The sequence below is a fragment of the Pantoea sp. SJZ147 genome (assembly GCF_007828605.1).
Classification (GTDB): Bacteria; Pseudomonadota; Gammaproteobacteria; order Enterobacterales; family Enterobacteriaceae; genus Pantoea; species Pantoea allii.
Genome location: NZ_VIVB01000013.1, coordinates 86,470 through 105,110 on the forward strand (window position 1 = coordinate 86,470; position 18,641 = coordinate 105,110).

At 55.3% G+C, this 18,641-nt stretch carries 19 protein-coding genes; 16 read left to right on the forward strand and 3 right to left on the reverse strand.

Going from position 1 to position 18,641, the window contains the following annotated elements; genetic code table 11:
- Positions 1-103: 103 nt before the first annotated feature.
- A complete protein-coding gene (gene mpl / locus FBY13_RS18480) occupies positions 104-1,459 on the forward strand; it encodes a UDP-N-acetylmuramate:L-alanyl-gamma-D-glutamyl-meso-diaminopimelate ligase (protein ID WP_063877390.1) in 1,356 nt (451 codons plus the stop codon).
- An 85-nt stretch (positions 1,460-1,544) separates the two neighbouring features.
- On the opposite strand, the gene yjgA is transcribed toward mpl, so the two are convergent.
- Positions 1,545-2,090, reverse strand: a complete 546-nt coding sequence (yjgA, locus tag FBY13_RS18485) for a ribosome biogenesis factor YjgA (protein ID WP_063877389.1) — start codon at positions 2,088-2,090, stop codon at positions 1,545-1,547.
- Positions 2,091-2,203: 113 nt separating this feature from the next.
- On the opposite strand from yjgA, the gene pmbA reads away from it, so the two are divergent.
- Both pmbA and cybC read left to right on the forward strand, forming a co-directional pair.
- The gene (gene pmbA / locus FBY13_RS18490) at positions 2,204-3,544 is read left to right on the forward strand and encodes a metalloprotease PmbA (protein ID WP_063877388.1); all 1,341 of its coding nucleotides are present in this window, start codon (positions 2,204-2,206) and stop codon (positions 3,542-3,544) included.
- 95 nt (positions 3,545-3,639) lie between these two features.
- Positions 3,640-4,026: a cytochrome b562 gene (cybC, locus tag FBY13_RS18495; protein ID WP_063877387.1), complete on the forward strand. Its 387-nt coding sequence runs from the start codon at positions 3,640-3,642 to the stop codon at positions 4,024-4,026.
- A 37-nt stretch (positions 4,027-4,063) separates the two neighbouring features.
- Here the strand turns inward: cybC and FBY13_RS18500 are convergent, their stop codons facing one another.
- Both FBY13_RS18500 and FBY13_RS18505 read right to left on the reverse strand, forming a co-directional pair.
- Positions 4,064-4,861: a DeoR/GlpR family DNA-binding transcription regulator gene (locus FBY13_RS18500; protein ID WP_063877386.1), complete on the reverse strand. Its 798-nt coding sequence runs from the start codon at positions 4,859-4,861 to the stop codon at positions 4,064-4,066.
- A gap of 34 nt (positions 4,862-4,895) precedes the next feature.
- Positions 4,896-5,792, reverse strand: a complete 897-nt coding sequence (locus tag FBY13_RS18505) for a sugar kinase (protein WP_063877385.1) — start codon at positions 5,790-5,792, stop codon at positions 4,896-4,898.
- A gap of 165 nt (positions 5,793-5,957) precedes the next feature.
- Between FBY13_RS18505 and yihU the strand changes: the two genes are divergently transcribed.
- The 13 genes from yihU to FBY13_RS18570 all read left to right on the forward strand — a co-directional run bounded on the left by yihU (position 5,958) and on the right by FBY13_RS18570 (position 18,636).
- Positions 5,958-6,854, forward strand: a complete 897-nt coding sequence (gene yihU / locus FBY13_RS18510) for a sulfolactaldehyde 3-reductase (protein WP_145394838.1) — start codon at positions 5,958-5,960, stop codon at positions 6,852-6,854.
- 22 nt (positions 6,855-6,876) lie between these two features.
- Positions 6,877-7,752 (forward strand): sulfofructosephosphate aldolase, encoded by an 876-nt coding sequence (yihT, locus tag FBY13_RS18515; RefSeq protein ID WP_145394839.1) that lies wholly within the window; start codon positions 6,877-6,879, stop codon positions 7,750-7,752.
- Positions 7,753-7,766: 14 nt separating this feature from the next.
- The gene (gene yihS, locus FBY13_RS18520; protein ID WP_145394840.1) at positions 7,767-9,008 is read left to right on the forward strand and encodes a sulfoquinovose isomerase; all 1,242 of its coding nucleotides are present in this window, start codon (positions 7,767-7,769) and stop codon (positions 9,006-9,008) included.
- 60 nt (positions 9,009-9,068) lie between these two features.
- Positions 9,069-9,911, forward strand: a complete 843-nt coding sequence (locus FBY13_RS18525; RefSeq protein ID WP_063877381.1) for an aldose-1-epimerase — start codon at positions 9,069-9,071, stop codon at positions 9,909-9,911.
- A 42-nt stretch (positions 9,912-9,953) separates the two neighbouring features.
- Positions 9,954-12,011, forward strand: a complete 2,058-nt coding sequence (locus FBY13_RS18530; RefSeq protein ID WP_145394841.1) for an alpha-glucosidase — start codon at positions 9,954-9,956, stop codon at positions 12,009-12,011.
- A 14-nt stretch (positions 12,012-12,025) separates the two neighbouring features.
- Complete coding sequence (locus FBY13_RS18535; RefSeq protein WP_145394842.1) at positions 12,026-12,919, forward strand: sulfite exporter TauE/SafE family protein; 894 nt, start codon at positions 12,026-12,028, stop codon at positions 12,917-12,919.
- A gap of 47 nt (positions 12,920-12,966) precedes the next feature.
- Positions 12,967-14,361 carry an MFS transporter gene (locus FBY13_RS18540; RefSeq protein ID WP_096011230.1) on the forward strand — a complete coding sequence of 465 codons (1,395 nt, stop codon included), beginning with the start codon at positions 12,967-12,969 and terminating at the stop codon, positions 14,359-14,361.
- Between the two features lie 45 nt (positions 14,362-14,406).
- A complete protein-coding gene (locus tag FBY13_RS18545) occupies positions 14,407-15,843 on the forward strand; it encodes an MFS transporter (RefSeq protein ID WP_145394843.1) in 1,437 nt (478 codons plus the stop codon).
- A 295-nt stretch (positions 15,844-16,138) separates the two neighbouring features.
- Positions 16,139-16,483: a glycine dehydrogenase gene (locus tag FBY13_RS18550; RefSeq protein ID WP_370513243.1), complete on the forward strand. Its 345-nt coding sequence runs from the start codon at positions 16,139-16,141 to the stop codon at positions 16,481-16,483.
- 27 nt (positions 16,484-16,510) lie between these two features.
- Positions 16,511-16,867 carry an SFCGS family glycine-rich protein gene (locus tag FBY13_RS18555; RefSeq protein ID WP_063877375.1) on the forward strand — a complete coding sequence of 119 codons (357 nt, stop codon included), beginning with the start codon at positions 16,511-16,513 and terminating at the stop codon, positions 16,865-16,867.
- Positions 16,868-16,870: 3 nt separating this feature from the next.
- A complete protein-coding gene (locus FBY13_RS18560; protein ID WP_063877374.1) occupies positions 16,871-17,167 on the forward strand; it encodes a DUF4312 family protein in 297 nt (98 codons plus the stop codon).
- A gap of 34 nt (positions 17,168-17,201) precedes the next feature.
- The gene (locus FBY13_RS18565; protein WP_063877373.1) at positions 17,202-17,978 is read left to right on the forward strand and encodes a DUF4311 domain-containing protein; all 777 of its coding nucleotides are present in this window, start codon (positions 17,202-17,204) and stop codon (positions 17,976-17,978) included.
- 13 nt (positions 17,979-17,991) lie between these two features.
- Entirely contained in the window at positions 17,992-18,636 is a 645-nt protein-coding gene (locus FBY13_RS18570) for a DUF4310 family protein (protein WP_013027353.1), read from the forward strand.
- The last annotated feature ends 5 nt before the right edge of the window (positions 18,637-18,641 follow it).

Below are 18,641 nucleotides of genomic sequence, written 5' to 3' on the forward strand. Positions count from 1 at the left end.
CAGTTTAGCCGATTGAACTTTAAAAACCATAGTCCTAATCCGTTTCTTCCGTGTGCAAGCAAGGTTACACTGTGCGCCGAACTTTTGAGTTATGGACTTCGTTATGCGCATTCACATCCTTGGGATATGTGGCACTTTTATGGGCGGACTGGCCATGCTGGCCCGCTCGCTTGGCCATCAGGTGACAGGCTCAGATGCCAACGTCTATCCACCGATGAGCACCTTACTTGAGCAGCAAGGTATAGCATTAACAGAGGGTTACGACGCAAGTCAGCTTGATCCTGTACCGGACCTGGTCATTATCGGCAACGCCATGACGCGCGGGAATCCCTGTGTGGAAGCGGTGCTGGAACGTAATATTCCTTACCTCTCAGGCCCACAGTGGCTGCACGATTTTGTGCTGCGCGACCGTTGGGTGCTGGCCGTGGCGGGTACCCACGGTAAAACCACCACGGCAGGCATGGCAGCGTGGATTCTTGAGGCCTGTGGCCTGGAACCTGGCTTTATTATTGGTGGTGTGCCCGGCAACTTCGATGTTTCTGCAAAATTAGGAAAAAGCCCATTCTTTGTGATTGAGGCGGATGAATACGACTGCGCGTTTTTTGATAAGCGTTCCAAATTCGTCCATTACTGCCCCCGCACGCTGATCCTGAATAACCTGGAATTCGATCATGCCGATATTTTTGACGATTTGCGGGCGATCCAGAAACAGTTCCATCATCTGGTGCGCATTGTACCAGGCCAGGGCAAGATCCTGCTGCCAGAGCACGATCCTAATCTGAAACAGGTGATGGCAATGGGCTGCTGGAGTGAACAGGAACACGTCGGCGATGGCGGTCACTGGCAGGCGAAAAAACTGACCCCGGATGCATCACGCTGGGAAGTTCTGCTTGATGGCGAGAACGTTGGCGAAGTGAACTGGGCGCTGGTGGGCGAGCACAACATGCACAATGGCCTGATGGCCATTGCGGCAGCGCGCCACGTCGGCGTGAAGCCGGAAGACGCCAGCCAGGCGCTGGGCAGCTTTATCAATGCCCGTCGTCGCCTTGAACTGCGCGGTGAGGTAAACGGCATCAAAATTTATGATGACTTTGCCCACCATCCTACCGCGATTCTTGCCACGCTCAGCGCACTGCGCAGTAAAGTGGGCGGTACCGCGCGTATTCTGGCGGTACTGGAACCGCGTTCAAACACCATGAAAATGGGCGTGAATAAAAACGAGCTGGCGCCATCACTGGCACGCGCCGACGAAGTGTTCCTGTTCCAGCCGGGACATATTCCGTGGCAGGTGGCGGATGTTGCAGATGCCTGCATGCAGCCTGCTCACTGTAGCGCGGATATTGATACGCTGGTTGAGATGATCGCAAAAACGGCTCAGCCGGGGGATTCTGTGCTGGTCATGAGCAACGGGGGCTTTGGTGGGATTCATCAAAAGCTGCTGGATCGTCTGGATCGCTAATCGCTAGCGGATCATTTCCTCTCCCTCTGATGGGAGAAGAAAACCCTGCGGCTGGGCGTTGCTCAGCCGCAAATACCAGGAAAGGTCAGACGGTTTCTGCTAACTCACGCAGGTACTGAAAAATCTGACGGGCGGATTTCGGCGGTTTGTTGCCCGCTTTTTCCTTCTGCGCATTACGAATCATGCTACGTAGCTGCTGGCGGTCCGCCTGCGGATAAAGGGCAATCACGTCTGTCATCGCCTCATCACCTTCATCAATCAGGCGATCGCGCAGCATTTCCAGTTTGTGAAACAGGGCGACCTGCTGATTATGGCGGTTCTTGAGTTTGTCGAGCGCAATGCGGATCGGCTCAACATCTATACTGCGCAACAGCTTACCGATGAGCTGTAACTGACGGCGGCGGCCTTCTTTCTTAATGCGCTGTGCCAGTTCAATCTCGTTACGTAAACGCTCATCCAGCGGGATTTTATCCAGCGAGTTTTTACCCAGGTCGACCAGTTCGGCACCCAGGCGTTTTAGCTCTTCCGCATCGCGTTTTATTTCGCTCTTACTAACCCAAATAATCTCTTCTTCGTCTTCTTCGTGATTATCGGGTACATCGTCGAGCCACTCATCAGGCTGCTTTGTCATATCTGGCTCCAAAAAAAAGAGGCTAATCCTACCAGTTTATCGGGTGACTGCGAAATTGTTCTCTGACTCTGATAGACTCAAATTATTCAACCATAAGATTAGACGGCAGGTCGATGAACGTATCAACTCAAGTTGCAGAACAGCGAAAAGCACTGGAACAGGCAATTGCACAGGCGCTTGAACTGGCAAAAGCAAGTACAGATGGCGCGGAAGTCGCGGTGAGCAAGACCACCGGTATCGGTGTGAGCACCCGCTACGGCGAAGTAGAAAACGTCGAATTCAACAGTGACGGCGCACTGGGCATCACCGTTTATCATCAAAACCGCAAAGGCAGTGCTTCATCGACCGATCTTAGCCCGGATGCGATTAAACGGACCGTGCAGGCGGCGATTGATATCGCACGTTACACGTCTCCCGATCCCTTTGCCGGACCGGCGGATGCCGAGTTGCTGGCCTATCAGGCTCCGGATCTTGACCTCTATCATCCGTGGGAGATCGATGCCGATTATGCCATCAAACTGGCGGCGCAGGCAGAGCAGGCGGCGTTGCAGGCAGACAAGCGCATCACCAATACCGAAGGCGGCAGCTTTAACAGTCACGTCGGTATCAAAGTGTTCGGCAACAGCCATGGCATGTTACAGAGCTACTGCTCCAGCCGCCATTCGCTGTCCAGCTGCGTGATTGCTGAGCAGAACGGCAATATGGAGCGTGACTACGCTTACACCATTGGGCGTGCCATCGAAGATTTAAAAAGCCCTGACTGGGTTGGTGCGGAATGCGCGCGTCGGACGCTGTCGCGCCTTGCGCCACGTAAGCTCGACACCATGAAAGCGCCGGTGATCTTTGCACCCGAAGTGGCGACCGGCCTGTTTGGGCATCTGGTCGGTGCCATCAGCGGCAGCAGCGTTTATCGCAAATCCACCTTTTTGCTGGATGCCATGGGCAAACAGATTCTGCCGGAATGGCTCACCATCCAGGAGCAGCCACACCTGTTAAAAGGATTAGCATCGACGCCGTTTGACAGCGAAGGCGTGCGTACTGAGGCTCGCGACATCATCAAAGATGGCGTGCTGCAGACCTGGTTGATGACCAGCTATTCAGCGCGCAAGCTGGGCTTAACCAGCACCGGCCACGCGGGCGGTATTCACAACTGGCGCATCGCCGGTCAGGGACACAGCTTCAACGATCTGCTGAAGCAGATGGGAACCGGCCTGGTGGTGACCGAGTTGATGGGACAGGGCGTCAGCGCGATCACCGGTGACTATTCACGCGGCGCGGCGGGCTTCTGGGTTGAAAACGGTGAAATCCAGTATCCGGTAAGCGAAATTACCATTGCTGGCAACTTAGGCGACATGTGGCGAAACATCGTCACCGTGGGCGATGACATCGAAACCCGCAGCAATATTCAGTGCGGCTCGGTCTTACTCCCCGAAATGTATATTGCCGGACAGTAAAATCTCTTTTAAGTTGTTTATGCGATAGCAAGCGGAGGGCATCGACCCTCCGTTTTTTTATAAAAAGCATTCCCACAATAAAAAGGAAGCTGAGCATGCGTAAAGAGCTTATGTCGTTGTTCGCTGTAGCCGTCTTATCCGTTAGCGTTACCGCCGGTGCTGCCTCTCTTGAGCACGATATGAAAGATATGTCGGGTATCTACAAGTCACTGGACGGGGCGAAAAGCGCCGATCAGCTGCACAAAATGTTAAGTGATTTGCGTGCCAAAGCCGAGGATGCCAAAAAAGGCACCCCGGATAAACTGGAAGGTAAAGCACCTGACAGCCCGGAAATGAAAGACTTCCATAAAGGCATGGATGACCTGATTGCCCAGATTGATAAAGCCGATGCACTGGCGAAGCAGGGCAAGCTGGATGAAGCCAAAGCAGAAGCGCAAAAACTGGCTGCGATCCGTAACGAAAACCACAAGAAGTTCCGCTAACGATGTTAATAACCCCGGCGCGGCCGGGGTTAGTTATTCAGGCATCCTCATCGCCGCCTGGCGTAGCCTGGATGATTTCCACCTGATGGGCTTTCAGTAAATTTTGCAGGGCCGCTGCGGGCAGTTTATCCGTAAACAGCGCGGTTGCCTGCTTTATGCTGCCCATTTCTACCGCTGCCGAGGCCTGAAATTTGGTGTGGTCTGCCGCTAACAAAATATGACGCGCGTGCGTCATCATGGTTTGCGCCACACAGGCTTCATTGACATCAAATTCCAGTAGCGCACCATCACTTTCAATCGCGCCCATGCTGGTGACCAGATAATCCGCGCGAAAACCGGCGACAAAAGCGGTGGTGACCGGGCCGATAATGCCACCGTTGTGCGGGCGCAGCGTGCCGCCCGGCACCATGACTTCAAACTGCGGGCATTTATACAGAATATGGGCAACCCGCAGGCTGTTGGTAATGATGCGCAGATGCTTGTGGTTCAACAGCGCACGGGCGACGTGTTCAACCGTGGTGCCAATGGTGATAAATACCGTTGAGCCATCAGGAATATAGTCCGCAATCGCGTCAGCAATGGCGCGTTTTTCTTCCGTCTGCGAGACTTCCCGCTGTTCAAAAGCGGTATTCACTACGCTGGATGCACGCCCTGCGCCACCATGATGGCGCGTGATCAATCCCTGATCGCTAAGCTTACGAATATCACGGCGTACCGTTTGTGTGGAAACGTCGAGCAGCAAGGCAAGTTCATCAATATTCATGTAGCCACGTTCGGCGATCAGCCTGAGTAAACGATCGTGGCGGGGATTACCGGTTACGTCCGTAAGGATCATGGGTTGTTCTCTGAATACCACCATGGCTCACAGTTTATACATTAACTGACATAAAAGAACAGGTCTGATCATAATCCGGAATCCCCGCGCGTCCGCCCGGCCGGGTACATTTTAGTGCGGCCACCGCGCTGGCAAAACGTACCGCCTCGGCGACTGCGCCGTTCTGTGCCAGCCTGAAGGCCAGGGCCCCATGAAAGACATCGCCCGCGCCGGTGGTATCGACCACCTTCACCTCGAAAGCCGGCTGATGCTGCAGCGTGCCGGCTTCCAGCCAGACACAGCCCTGCACGCCCTGCGTCACATAGACATGACCATTTGTGAGCAGTTGTGCTTTTTTCAACGCCGCCGTTTCTCCCTCCAGACCGGTAAGACGTTGCAGACCAGGAGCTGAAAACGCCGCATGATCGCTTAACGCCACCAGCTCACCAATGTCCTGCGGGGTCACATCCCCATCCAGAATCGTTGGGACGCCCTGTTGACGTGCCAGGATAAATGCGCGCTTTGCGCCCTGATGCCAGCGAACATCTGCCAGCACGGCATCCCATTGAGAAAAGTCGATTTTTGTTAACCAGTCTGCGCATTCCGGCAAGTCCGGGCTAGGGTAGTTGGCAATCATGCGTTCCCCTTCGGCATCCACAAGAATCGCGGATTGCGAAGAGCGGGCGGCTTCATAAATCTTTGTATAGCGGGTGTTTACGCCGTACTGATTTAATTCAGACAGCAGCCTTTTACCGGTGTCGTCGTCACCCACGCGACCAATAAAATCCACCTCTGCGCCCAGCTTTGCGGCAGCAACCGCCGCGGTTGCCGCCGGACCGCCGCCCACTTCCCGATAGTTGTTTGCCACATATTTTCCGCCCTGATGCGGCAACGTATCCAGATACCAAATGCGATCTAATACGGCGATCCCTACACAAGCAATACGTGTCATGACCCTTCCTCCCTTTTTTCAGTGCTGTCATTTTAATTTCATCAAATGTTTTAAAAGTGACACCTGTCAATTTTTTGACCATAAATTACAAATATGATCGAAAACAGACAGTAAATATCATCAATGATGACAAAATATGACAATCACAGGGTTTGGGAGAGCGCTATGTCGGTAATTGCTTTTATTGGGTTGGGGCAAATGGGCGGGCCGATGGCAAGCAATCTGCTTAAGCAAGGCCATCAGCTCAACGTCTTTGATGTGGATCGTCAGGCGGTCGCGCGGCTGGCCGACAAGGGTGCCCGGGCGGCCGTCTCCGCAGCCGAGGCGGCAACAGGCGCCGGGTTTGCGATCACCATGCTGCCCAACGGCGACGTAGTGCGTGATGTGCTGTTTGGCGACCAGGGGATTTGCACCACGCTGTCACCCAATGCGCTGGTGATTGATATGTCGACGATCCATCCGCTGCAAACCGATCAGCTGATCGGCGAAATGACCGCTCGCGGTTTCAGCATGATGGATGTGCCCGTGGGGCGCACATCTGACCACGCAATAGCCGGAACGCTGCTGCTGCTGGCGGGCGGCACGCCACAACAGATTGAGCGGGCAAGGCCGGTGTTAATGGCGATGGGTGATGCGCTGATCCCTGCCGGCGGGCCTGGCATGGGGATTCGCGTCAAGCTGATCAACAACTACATGAGCATCGCGCTGAATGCGCTTTCTGCGGAAGCGGCGGTGCTGTGTGAAGGGTTAGGACTGTCGTTTGACGTCGCGCTGCAGGTGATGAACGGCACGCCTGCGGGCAAAGGGCATTTCACCACGACCTGGCCCAACAAGGTCCTGAAAGGGGATTGTTCACCGGCCTTTATGATCGATCTGGCCCACAAGGACTTAGGGATTGCGCTGGATGTCGCCAACCAACTGCATGTACCGATGCCGCTTGGCGCGGCCTCACGTGAAGTTTACAACCAGGCCCGTGCTGCCGGACGCGGACGCGAGGACTGGACCGCCATTCTCGAACATGTTCGCGCCAGCGCGGGCCTTACCACTTCCAACACATTGTGACGCTTACTCAGAGGAAAGAAGCATGACTCATTACACCCTTAACGATATCACCCGACCTTCAGGTGGTTTCGCCATGCTCGCAGTCGATCAGCGTGAGGCGATGCGTTTGATGTTCGCCGCCGCTGGCGCGTCACTTCCGGTCAGCGATCGCGTGCTGACCGAGTTTAAAGTCAATGCTGCCACTGTTTTATCGCCCTATGCCTCGGCGATCCTGGTCGATCAACAGTTTTGTTTTCAGCAAATCGTCGAACGGCAAGCGGTTGCCCCCGGCTGCGGCCTGATCGTCGCGGCAGATGAATTTATTCCAGGCAATGGCATCCCGGTAGACAGCGTGGTGATCGATAAAAACGTCGATCCGGCGGCGGTAAAGCGTGACGGCGCGAAGGCGCTCAAGCTGCTGGTGCTGTGGCGCAGTGATGAAGATCCGCAGCAGCGTCTTGACATGGTTAAGGCCTTCAACGCGCGCTGCCACAGCCATGGACTGCTCAGCATTATCGAACCGGTGGTGAGGCCGCCGCGTCGTGGCGATCGTTTTGATCGCGAGCAGGCGATCCTCGATGCCGCCACAGAATTAGGCAACAGCGGAGCGGATCTCTACAAGGTGGAAATGCCGCTGTTTGGCAAAGGCTCGCAGTCTGATCTGCTGGCGGCAGCGCAAAAGCTCAACGATCGGATCGCCATGCCGTGGGTCATCCTCTCGTCGGGCATTGATGAAAAATTGTTCCCGCGCGCCGTCCGGGTGGCCATGCAGGCGGGCGCATCGGGCTTCCTGGCCGGGCGTGCCGTCTGGTCTTCCGTCATCGGATTACCTGACACCGACCTGATGTTACGGGATGTTTCCGTCCCCAGGCTGCAACGGCTGGGCGAGATCGTAGATGAAATGATGGCTAAACGTTAAGAGGGCAAAAGCACATGAAATGGTTTAACACATTGAGCCACAACCGCTGGCTCGAACAGGAAACGGACCGAATTCTCGACTTTGGTAAAAACGCAGCGGTCCCCACTGGATTTGGCTGGCTGGGAAATACCGGCCAGGTAAAACCTGATATGGGTACGCACCTGTGGATTACCGCACGCATGCTGCATGTCTATGCCGTGGCCGCCTCAATGGGCCGCCCGGGAGCTTACTCGCTGGTCGAACACGGTATTAACGCCCTGAATGGCGCGCTGCGCGATAAAAAGTACGGCGGCTGGTACGCCTGCGTAAACGATGAAGGTGTCGTCGATGCCTCCAAGCAGGGTTATCAGCACTTTTTCGTGCTACTGGGCGCGGCCAGCGCGGTCACGACGGGGCATCCTGCTGCCCGTCAGTTGCTGAATGACGCTATCGACGTGATCGAGCGGTACTTCTGGAGTGAAGACGAGCAGATGTGCCTGGAGTCCTGGGATGAAGCCTTCAGCAAGACAGAAGACTACCGTGGCGGCAACGCCAATATGCACGCCGTGGAAGCCTTCCTGATTGTCTATGACGTCACGCACGATAAGAAATGGCTGGACCGCGCCCTGCGTGTCACCTCGGTGATCATTCACGACGTCGCGCGCAACGGTGAGTACCGGGTCAATGAGCACTTCGATACTGACTGGAATCCCCTGCGCGATTACAACAAAGAGAATCCGGCTCACCGCTTCCGGGCTTACGGCGGTACGCCGGGACACTGGATTGAGTGGGGACGCCTGATGCTGCATCTGCATGCTGCGCTGGAGGCGCGCTTCGAAACGCCCCCGGACTGGCTTATTGAAGATGCGAAAGGCTTATTCCACGCCACCATTCGCGACGCCTGGGCGCCGGATGGTGCAGACGGCTTTGTTTACACCGTGGACTGGGAGGGCAAGCCGGTGGTGAGTGAAAGAGTGCGCTGGCCCGTGGTCGAGGCAATGGGCACGGCTTACGCCTTATATACCGTCACGGGTGAAGCGCAATACGAAGCCTGGTACCAGAAATGGTGGGATTACTGCATCACCTACATGATGGATTTCGAGAACGGCTCATGGTGGCAAGAGCTGGATTGCGAAAACAAGGTGACCACCAAAGTGTGGGACGGCAAACAGGATATCTATCACCTGTTGCATTGCCTGGTGATCCCGCGCCTTCCACTGGCTCCGGGTCTGGCACCGGCTGTGGCGGCAGGCTTACTGGACTGTAACGCGAAATAATCCCTAAAAAACCTAAAAAACCTAAAAAACCTAAAAAACCTAAAAACGGGAGTACCAGCTATGCACAGCAGCGGACAAACCCTTGTTCTTCGTGCCGGAGACTATCAGGCAAAAATCGTTACCGTGGGTGCCGGCCTGGCTGAGTTGAGGCACGCTGACCACCACCTGGTGCTCCCACATCCGCCTGAAATCATGCCGCTGGCGCATATGGGCAAAGTGCTTATTCCCTGGCCCAATCGCATTGCGAAGGGAACCTGGCGTCATAACGGCAATCTGCTTCAGCTTCCAATCAACGACCACGAAGGGGGCACCGCCATTCACGGCTTGCTGGCCTGGCGTGACTGGCAGATTACCAAACAGACAGACAGCGAGGCGACCTTAACGGTATTTCTGCCGCCCAGTTACGGCTACCCATTTGCATTGCTGTCGCAGGCCACTTACCGACTTGATGCCGCGCAGGGCCTACAGGTCACTCTCAGCAGCCAGAATGTGGGCAATCAACCCGCGCCTTACGGTGTCGGCTCGCATCCTTATCTGACCTGCAACATGACCCAGGTCGATGACTGCCTGCTTACGCTGCCCGCGGCGATTGCCGAAGGGGATTTTCTTACCCCGCGTCGGCTGGCATCGACGCAGATCGACTGCAGTGTGAACACCTGCACGGCCGGACGCGAATGGGCGGTGCGATTAACCTGCCCACACCAATCACTTTCGGTTTTCTTACGCAGCGATCAACCCTGGCTGCAAATTTACAGCGGCGAAAAACTTGGCCGCACTGGCCTGGCCGCTGAACCGATGAGTTGTCCACCTGATGCGTTCAACTCTGGCATTGATGTGATTTTTCTTGCGCCGCAGGCGCGCCATCACATGACGTTCACGATTGGCTGTGATCGGCTCAAATAACGCCAAACCTTACCTTCTTTATCCTACAACACAGAGGTCAGAATGCACTTACAACATCCTGAGACGGCAGGCGTAACGCTTACTGCCGCCGGTGACGGCTTTTCACTGACTTATCAAAACCGACAGATTATGAGCCACAGCAAGGAAAAACCCTGTCTGTGGATTGGCAACGGCGAGGCCGATATCGATATGTTTCGCGGCAATTTCAGCATCAAAGACCGGCTGAATGAAAAGCTGGCGCTCACAGAGGCGGTGATTACCACCCAGGACACCGGCTGGACGGTACGCTTCTCACGCGGCGAGGTGTTCAGTGCCACGCTGACGATTGGCACGGATGAAAAAGGCCGCCTTCAGCTTGCGCTGACAAATGATTCTGGCGGGCTTAATCGTATCTGGCTGAGGTTGTCAGCGCAGGCAGACGATCACATCTACGGCTGTGGTGAGCAATTCTCCTGTTTTGATCTGCGAGGTAAACCTTTCCCACTCTGGACCAGCGAACAGGGCGTCGGGCGCAATAAAAAAAGCGCGGTGACCTGGCAGGCTGACTGTGCCGAGAATGCCGGGGGGGATTACTACTGGACCTTCTTCCCGCAGCCGACGTTTGTCAGCAGCCAGAAGTACTACTGCCACGCGGATAACAGCGGCTACATGAATTTTGACTTCAGTGCCGCGGATTACCACGAACTGGCTTTCTGGGAAAATAACGCCACGTTACGTTTTGAGTGCGCTGACACTTATATTGCTCTGCTGGAAAAAATGAGTGCCCTGTTGGGTCGTCAGCCGGAACTGCCTGACTGGGTTTACGATGGCATCACGCTGGGTATTCAGGGCGGCACCGAGGTATGCCAGCAGAAGCTCGACAGAATGCGTCAGGCGGGCGTGAAAGTGAACGGTATCTGGGCGCAGGACTGGTCCGGCATCCGAATGACCTCCTTCGGCAAGCGCGTGATGTGGAACTGGCAGTGGGACAGCGCGCGTTATCCCCATCTGGACGCGCGTATTCAGCAGTGGAAAGCGGAAGGCGTTCAGTTCCTGTCGTATATCAACCCTTATGTGGCCAGCGACCGCAGTCTGTGCGAAGAGGCCGCCCGCAAGGGTTATCTGACCAAAGATGCGGCAGGGCAGGATTACCACGTTGAATTTGGCGAGTTTTATGCGGGCGTGGTCGATCTCACCAATCCGGAGGCATATCAGTGGTTCAAAGGCGTGATCAAAGACAATTTGATTGCCCTGGGCTGTCGCGGCTGGATGGCGGATTTTGGCGAGTACCTGCCGACGGACACCCACTTGCACAATGGCGTCAGTGCCGAAATTATGCATAACGCCTGGCCAGCGCTATGGGCGAAGTGCAACTATGAGGCGCTGGAAGAAACCGGCAAACTCGGTGACGTTCTGTTCTTTATGCGCGCGGGTTATACCGGCAGCCAGAAGTACTCCGTGATGATGTGGGCCGGTGATCAAAATGTGGACTGGAGCCTGGACGATGGCCTGGCCTCGGTGGTGCCTGCCGCCTTGTCACTGGCGATGAGTGGTCACGGTTTGCATCACAGCGATATCGGTGGCTACACCACGCTGTATGGGATGCAACGCAGTAAAGAACTCCTGCTTCGCTGGTGTGACTTCAATACCTTTACCCCGATGATGCGCACCCATGAAGGGAACCGTCCCGGTGATAACTGGCAGTTCGATAGCGATGAAGAAACCATTGCCCACTTTGCCCGCATGTCCACGATCTTCACCACGTTAAAACCCTATCTCAAACAGGCTGTCGCGCAGAACGCCCGCGCCGGGTTGCCCGTGATGCGTCCGTTATTTCTGCACTATGAAGCGGATGCCCGTACCTATGCGCTGAAATACCAATATCTGTTGGGGCGTGACCTGCTGGTTGCGCCGGTCTATGAAGAAGGCCGCCGCGACTGGTCGCTCTACCTGCCCGAAGACCACTGGGTCAACATGTGGACCGGTGAAAGCGTTAACGGCGGTGACATCACCGTCGCCGCCCCGCTGGGCAAACCGCCGGTGTTTTATCGTGCCGACAGCGAATGGCAGCCATTGTTTGCTTCATTAGGGTTAACAGGCAGCCAAACATTGCCACAGTAGCGGGAGAAAAGATTATGGATTTCTTTACTCTGTTTACACCGGAAGGGCTGGAAATCACCACCGATGTGGTCTGGATCATTATTGCCATTATGTTCCTGTACACCTTTATCGGCATCTGTGCGGGGTTTGGCGGTGCACTGGTTACCATGCCGCTGATAACCTTACTGCTACCGGTCAAAATGGCGGCCCCGATGTCGGTCATCGTGGGCACGGCAACCGCGCTGTATGCCGCCTGGCTGTCGCGCAAAGAAACCAACTGGAAGTCAGCCCTGGTGCTGATCCTGTTCTCGTTTGCTGGTATCCCGTTGGGGATCTACGCGCTGTCCAATTTCCCGGATTACATCATGAAAACCGGACTGGGCACCTTCCTGATTCTGTATTCGTTCTACAGCCTGTTTATTCCTCGTCTGCCTGTGTATGACAAAAACTGGATTGTGGTGCCAACGGGCGTGATTGCCGGGGCGCTGGGATCGGCTTTTGCCACCAATGGCCCACCGGTGGTGATCTACGGCATGTTAAGGAATCTGGCACCGGCGGCTTTTCGCGGCACACTCAATGCGTTTTTCACCGCGAATAACATCGCCATTATTGGCGGCCTGACCACCAGCGGCATGTTAACAATCTCAACAATCAAGCTGGTGATGTTCTGCATTCCCACCATGATTCTGGGATCGTTAGTGGGCCAGTACGTGCACCAGCGCATCTCCGTCAGTGCTTTCCGCCTGATGGTGTTTCTCCTGCTGATTGCCTCCGGCTCCATGCTGATTAAGGGCGCGCTGGCTATCCCCGCATGGTGGGTGCTGGTGCCGTCGTTTGGCTTGCTGGCCGTGATGCAGCTGCTGTTTGGCAAAAAAGTGGCGGCTATCCGGGCTGACATTGCGCAGCAGAACCCGTCTAACCCATCCTGAAAAAAGCAGCCTCACTGACTTTCTCAGTGGGGCTGCGGAGATAACTCATGAGCCAGCAACCCCTTCCTTCCGGCAATGAACCGGCAACATTACGTTTGCCCTTTAAAGAGAAAGTCGCCTATGGCATGGGCGATCTGGGTTCAAACATTTTGTTAGATATCGGTACGCTCTATCTACTGAAGTTTTATACCGACGTGCTGGAGCTGCCGGGCACCTACGGCGGAATCATCTTTCTGGTTGCCAAGTTTTTTACTGCCTTTACCGATATGGGCACCGGCATCATGCTGGATTCGCGGCGCAGGATTGGCCCGAAAGGCAAGTTCCGCCCCTTTGTGCTGTATGCCGCGTTTCCGGTGACCCTGTTGGCTATCGCCAATTTTGTTGGAACGCCGTTCGACATGACCGGCAAAACGATAGTGGCAACCGTGCTCTTCATGCTCTACGGCCTGTTCTTCAGCATGATGAACTGCTCCTACGGGGCGATGGTGCCGGCCATGACGAAAAACCCTAACGAACGGGCCTCGCTGGCCGCCTGGCGACAGGGCGGCGCAACGCTGGGCCTGCTGATCTGTACGGTGGGTTTTGTCCCGGTGATGAACCTGATTGAAGGGAATGCGCAACTGGGCTACATCGTAGCCGCCACGCTGTTTTCGGCGTTTGGGCTGTTTTTCATGTGGTGGTGCTACGCCGGTGTTAAAGAACGCTATGTCGACAGTGCGCCAGCCAACCCGACCCAAAAGCCTGGCCTGTTAGCCTCTTTTCGGGCGATAGCCGGTAACCGGCCGCTGTTTATCTTGTGCATTGCCAACCTCTGCACGCTGGGGGCGTTTAACGTCAAGCTGGCGATTCAGGTGTATTACACGCAGTACGTCCTCAACGATCCCGTTCTGCTTTCCTGGATGGGGTTTTTCAGCATGGGATGCATTTTTATCGGCGTGTTCATGATGCCGGGCGCGGTGCGGCGCTTTGGCAAGAAAAAAGTGTATATCGGTGGATTAGTGATTTGGGTTGTCGGTGACCTGCTCAACTATTTTATCGGTGGCGGTTCGGTCAGTTTTGTCGCCTGGTCCTGCCTGGCTTTTTTTGGCTCTGCCTTTGTTAACAGCCTCAACTGGGCGCTGGTGTCCGATACCGTAGAGTACGGCGAATGGCGGACGGGCGTCCGTTCTGAAGGCACGGTTTATACCGGCTTTACCTTCTTCCGTAAGGTATCCCAGGCGCTGGCTGGCTTCTTCCCCGGCTGGATGCTGACGCAAATCGGCTATGTCCCCAACGTCATTCAGTCTGCTGCCACTGTCGAGGGCTTAAAGCAGCTGATGTTTATTTATCCCGGCGCGCTGGCGGTCACCACGATTGTGGCAATGGGCTGCTTCTACAACCTCAATGAAAAAATGTACGTCCGTATCATTGAAGAGATTGATGCCCGTAAACGTCAGCGCTGATTTGGCTCTGTGACTGCGCCGGTCGCGGCGCTAAAAGGATCACTTATGAATACAGGCTCCGATCCCCTCACGCTGAAACTCCCTCTGCGCGAGAAGTTTGCTTACGGCCTCGGTGATTTTGGCTCCAACCTGATGCTGACTATTGGGACGCTTTATTTACTCAAGTTCTACACCGATGAGCTGGGCATGCCAGCCTGGTACGGCGGCGTGATTTTCCTGGTGGCCAAATTCTTCACCGCCGTCACGGATATGTTCACCGGCATTGTGCTGGATTCACGCCGCCATATTGGCACCAGGGGCAAATTCAGGCCGTTTATTCTCTGTTTCTCACTGCCGGTAGCGCTGGTGGCGGCGGCACAGTTTGTTGCTAACGACTTTAGCCTGACGGTAAAGACCACGATCGCGACGGCGCTGTTTATGATGTTCGGCCTGTTTTACAGCCTGATGAACTGTTCGTATGGGGCCATGGTGCCGGCAATCACCAAAAATCCCACGGAGCGCGCTCATCTTGCCGCCTGGCGACAAGGTGGGGCAACGTTGGGATTGCTGGTGTGTACCGTATGCTTTATGCCAATCCAGTCGCTGTTTGTCGGCAAAAGCGCGTTGGGCTATCAGGTGGCTGCTGCGCTCTTTGTGACCTGCGGAATGCTGTGCATGACGTGCTGTTACCGCGGCGTCAAAGAGCGCTATGTGGAGGTCACGCCAGCCCATCATAAACCCGGCGTAGCAACGGCATTTCGCGCTATCTTTCACAATCCACCGTTACGCGTCCTGTGCCTGGCGAACCTGTGTACCCTGGCGGCGTTTAACATCAAACTGGCCATCCAGGTGTATTACACCCAGTACGTCCTGAATGATGTGCATCTGCTCGCCTGGATGGGCTTTTTCAGTATGGGCTGTATCCTGGTCGGGGTACTGCTGGTGCCCACAGCGGTAAAACAGTTCGGTAAAAAACAGGTCTACCTGGGTGGGTTACTCCTGTGGGCCGTGGGCGATCTGTGTAACTTTCTCTGGGGGAACAGCTCTCTGCTGTTCGTCATGTTCTCCTGCGTGGCATTTTTCGGCACGGCGTTCGTTAACAGCCTTAACTGGGCGCTGGTACCGGATACCGTAGAATACGGCGAGTGGAAAACCGGTATTCGGGCAGAAGGTGCCTGTTACACCGGCTACACCTTCTTTCGTAAAATTTCTGCCGCGCTGGCGGGTTTTTTGCCTGGCCTGATGCTGACGCAGATAGGCTACGTGCCGAACACCGTACAAAGTAGCGCTACGCTGGCGGGGTTAAGGCAGTTGATCTTTATCTGGCCCTGCACGTTGGCGATTGTCGCGGCGCTGATCATGGGGTTCTGCTACAGGCTCAATGAAGCCCGTTTCGCCCTGATCGTGGCCGCCATTGGCCGACGTAAAAAGCATCGCCTCCAGCCTGCTGTCGACAACCCCGGCGTGAAGCGATTAACAAAACCCTCGAACGCGGCGTCATAAGTTTCTCTGTTAACCCGATCCTCAGGGTTGCTGTTTGTTGGTTTTGTGACGGCTAACCAGCAACCCAAATTTCCGCTTATCCCTCCCGTGCCGTCTTGCCCGTTTTACATCCGATTATTAACTCTCTGTTTCTGTTAACAAAAAAATCATTCCGGCCAGGCGATAGCTGAAGTTTGCGCTACCGATCGCTCACGGGTGCAGGATTTCCACTTTGAAACGGAAAAAGTCCTTCTCCACAGCCGTCCCGTCGCTGGTTAGTTTGGGATCGCGCTAAACGCGTAACGGTAAGCAGACGATGAGTATGTGTAATGGAGCGGTAGCGATGAATGCGTCACAAGACGAACAGCAAACTATTCAGGCCCTGGCGGATCGCGTGATGTCGCAGATTGGGGCGCTTTTTGCTGAGCGATCCATCCAGCCGAATGCCGTGCAGATCCAGATGCTGGCTTCGCATGTGCGGGCCATGGCATTGCGATCCGTGACCGGGGAAAGTCTGCCAGAGGTTGAGGCTGACCTGTTTGATGAAATCTCCAGGGAGTCGATGGCGCTGGCGCAGCAGGTGGTGGATCTGTTTGGCAATTTACCACCAGAAGAAGCCTGGCTGCTCTCCGTCCACTTTGAAGTAGCGAAGAACGACTAATTTTCCAACCATGAGAGGAACAGACATATGGTAACCGTAGTGATTGGCGATCGTTTAGGTAAAGGACAGAAAGTCGCGGCTGGCGTAGAGAAAGCGGGTGGCCGTGCGGTTGTCGTGCCCGGTGTCGCGGCGGACATGAAGCTGGGCGATGTCATGAAAGCAGAGGCGGCGGATTTTGGTATCTCCTTTTGCGGCAGCGGCGGTGCAGGTGCGATTACGGCGCAAAACAAATATGGCTATAAGGCCAAACACGGCATGCGCTCCGTTGACGAAGGCGTGACCGCCATTAATGAAGGGGCCAACGTGCTGGGCTTTGGCTTTATGGACAAAGAAGAGCTGGGTGAACGTCTGGTTCAGGCCTGGCGCAAAAAACACGGTGGATAAGGAATGAAAGAGACCTTTACAACCTCGGTTGCCGTAAGCGGTAAGGGCGATACCAAAGCGAAAGCCTTTGCAGATGCGCTTAGCCGGGTACAGCACGAAGTCCTGCGCAACGCCAATAAGATTCTGCTGCGCATTGAACCGCAGGACGTAAAGGTGGTGCGTGCACTGGAACGCGTCACAACTGAAAAATTCCTTTTCTTTTTCCTGGCACGTGAGCGCAGGCACTTCAGCGTCGACCTGGAGGTCACCATCAATGTGACCTGTCTGGACGGTGACAAAGTCGACTTCACCCGCGTGTAAACCTCGCCTCAAACAACTTATATAAGGAAAGAGGATGTTTCTCATCATTTTGCTCAAGTCGTTAATTATCGGCGGCCTTGTGGGCGTCGGTGTGGGTGCAGGTGCCGCCCGCATGTTCCATGCGCCGACGACACAAGGTATGGGCGCATTTCGCACACTGGGTGAACTCAACTCCTGTGAAGGCGATCCTGCTTCTCACTTCTCTTTTGGGTTGGGGTTCTTCTTTAATGCCTGGGCTTCCTCTGTGGCGGCTGGCGCATTCACCCAGGATGTGGATCACCGCATCATTCCCAACTGGGGCGCGGCGGCAATCATGGTTAAAAACCGCAATGTCGCGCAAACGCTGCACGATCCTAAAAAGATGGCTATCGCCTGCGGCATCATCGGCATGGTGGTGGTCGCTTTTCTCAACTCGACCGCCTCTGCTGTGCCAGCGGCCCTGCAGGTCACGGCGGTGAAGGTTCTGGTACCGGCCGCCAATCTGCTGGTTAACACGGTTATGCCGGTGATCTTCTGGCTGGCGGCGATTGATGCCGGTAAAAAATCGGGCTTCTGGGCCACCATCTTTGGCGGTCTGGCACAGCTGATTATGGGCAATGCCGTACCGGGCCTGGTGCTGGGCATTTTGATTGGTAAAGGGGTTGAAGAGAGCGGCTGGAACAAAGTGACCAAAGTCATGATGAGCGCCATCGTCGCCTTGTTTGTTCTCAGCGCCTTCTTCCGCGGTTTCGATATGAAGATGCTGCAATCCTTCCAGCTTGGCATTCCTGGCTGGCTCGACAGTATTCATAACAGCCTGAGCGGCAAATAACGGAGCGTCTGCAATGGAAGAATCAAACAAAGGTTTCTGGTATGCCGACTGGTCGTTCCCGATTTTTGTCGGTTTGCTCTCCTCCGGCGTGTTTGCCGGCACCCATATGTACTACCTGTACGGCATCGGGGCTTTCAACGAGGTGGCTTTCGTCTCTATGTTACGCGCGGGCATTGATACGGGGGTTTATGGTGCGGTTGCCGCTTTCGGTGCCAGCTTTTTGTTCGCCCGCATCATAGAAGGATCGCTGGTCGGGATTCTGGATATCGGTGGGGCGATTCAGACCGGCGTCGGGCTGGGCGTGCCCGCGCTGCTGCTGGGTGCGGGTTTTGTCTTCCCGGTTGCGAATTTTGCGGCTTCGCTGGTCACCGGTCTGGTTATTGGTGTGGCGATAGGCTACGTCATCATTCTGGCGCGTAAATTCACCATTAATCAAAGCAACAGTACCTATGGTGCGGACGTGATGATGGGCGCGGGCAATGCATCAGGACGCTTTCTGGGGCCGCTGATTATTCTGGCTGCCATGGGTGCCTCGATCCCGATTGGCCTCGGTTCACTGCTGGGTGCGCTGGTGTTCTATCTGTGGAATAAACCGATCACCGGCGGGGCGATCCTCGGCGCGATGATCCTGGGGGCGATTTTTCCGGTCGCGATCTGATCGCG

Bases quoted from the DNA above. Each gene is read 5' to 3' on its own strand.
- mpl (WP_063877390.1), top strand. From the start codon at position 104: ATGCGCATTCACATCCTTGGGATATGTGGCACTTTTATGGGCGGACTG.
- yjgA (WP_063877389.1), bottom strand. From the start codon at position 2,090: ATGACAAAGCAGCCTGATGAGTGGCTCGACGATGTACCCGATAATCAC.
- pmbA (WP_063877388.1), top strand. From the start codon at position 2,204: ATGAACGTATCAACTCAAGTTGCAGAACAGCGAAAAGCACTGGAACAG.
- cybC (WP_063877387.1), top strand. From the start codon at position 3,640: ATGCGTAAAGAGCTTATGTCGTTGTTCGCTGTAGCCGTCTTATCCGTT.
- FBY13_RS18500 (WP_063877386.1), bottom strand. From the start codon at position 4,861: ATGATCCTTACGGACGTAACCGGTAATCCCCGCCACGATCGTTTACTC.
- FBY13_RS18505 (WP_063877385.1), bottom strand. From the start codon at position 5,792: ATGACACGTATTGCTTGTGTAGGGATCGCCGTATTAGATCGCATTTGG.
- yihU (WP_145394838.1), top strand. From the start codon at position 5,958: ATGTCGGTAATTGCTTTTATTGGGTTGGGGCAAATGGGCGGGCCGATG.
- yihT (WP_145394839.1), top strand. From the start codon at position 6,877: ATGACTCATTACACCCTTAACGATATCACCCGACCTTCAGGTGGTTTC.
- yihS (WP_145394840.1), top strand. From the start codon at position 7,767: ATGAAATGGTTTAACACATTGAGCCACAACCGCTGGCTCGAACAGGAA.
- FBY13_RS18525 (WP_063877381.1), top strand. From the start codon at position 9,069: ATGCACAGCAGCGGACAAACCCTTGTTCTTCGTGCCGGAGACTATCAG.
- FBY13_RS18530 (WP_145394841.1), top strand. From the start codon at position 9,954: ATGCACTTACAACATCCTGAGACGGCAGGCGTAACGCTTACTGCCGCC.
- FBY13_RS18535 (WP_145394842.1), top strand. From the start codon at position 12,026: ATGGATTTCTTTACTCTGTTTACACCGGAAGGGCTGGAAATCACCACC.
- FBY13_RS18540 (WP_096011230.1), top strand. From the start codon at position 12,967: ATGAGCCAGCAACCCCTTCCTTCCGGCAATGAACCGGCAACATTACGT.
- FBY13_RS18545 (WP_145394843.1), top strand. From the start codon at position 14,407: ATGAATACAGGCTCCGATCCCCTCACGCTGAAACTCCCTCTGCGCGAG.
- FBY13_RS18550 (WP_370513243.1), top strand. From the start codon at position 16,139: ATGAGTATGTGTAATGGAGCGGTAGCGATGAATGCGTCACAAGACGAA.
- FBY13_RS18555 (WP_063877375.1), top strand. From the start codon at position 16,511: ATGGTAACCGTAGTGATTGGCGATCGTTTAGGTAAAGGACAGAAAGTC.
- FBY13_RS18560 (WP_063877374.1), top strand. From the start codon at position 16,871: ATGAAAGAGACCTTTACAACCTCGGTTGCCGTAAGCGGTAAGGGCGAT.
- FBY13_RS18565 (WP_063877373.1), top strand. From the start codon at position 17,202: ATGTTTCTCATCATTTTGCTCAAGTCGTTAATTATCGGCGGCCTTGTG.
- FBY13_RS18570 (WP_013027353.1), top strand. From the start codon at position 17,992: ATGGAAGAATCAAACAAAGGTTTCTGGTATGCCGACTGGTCGTTCCCG.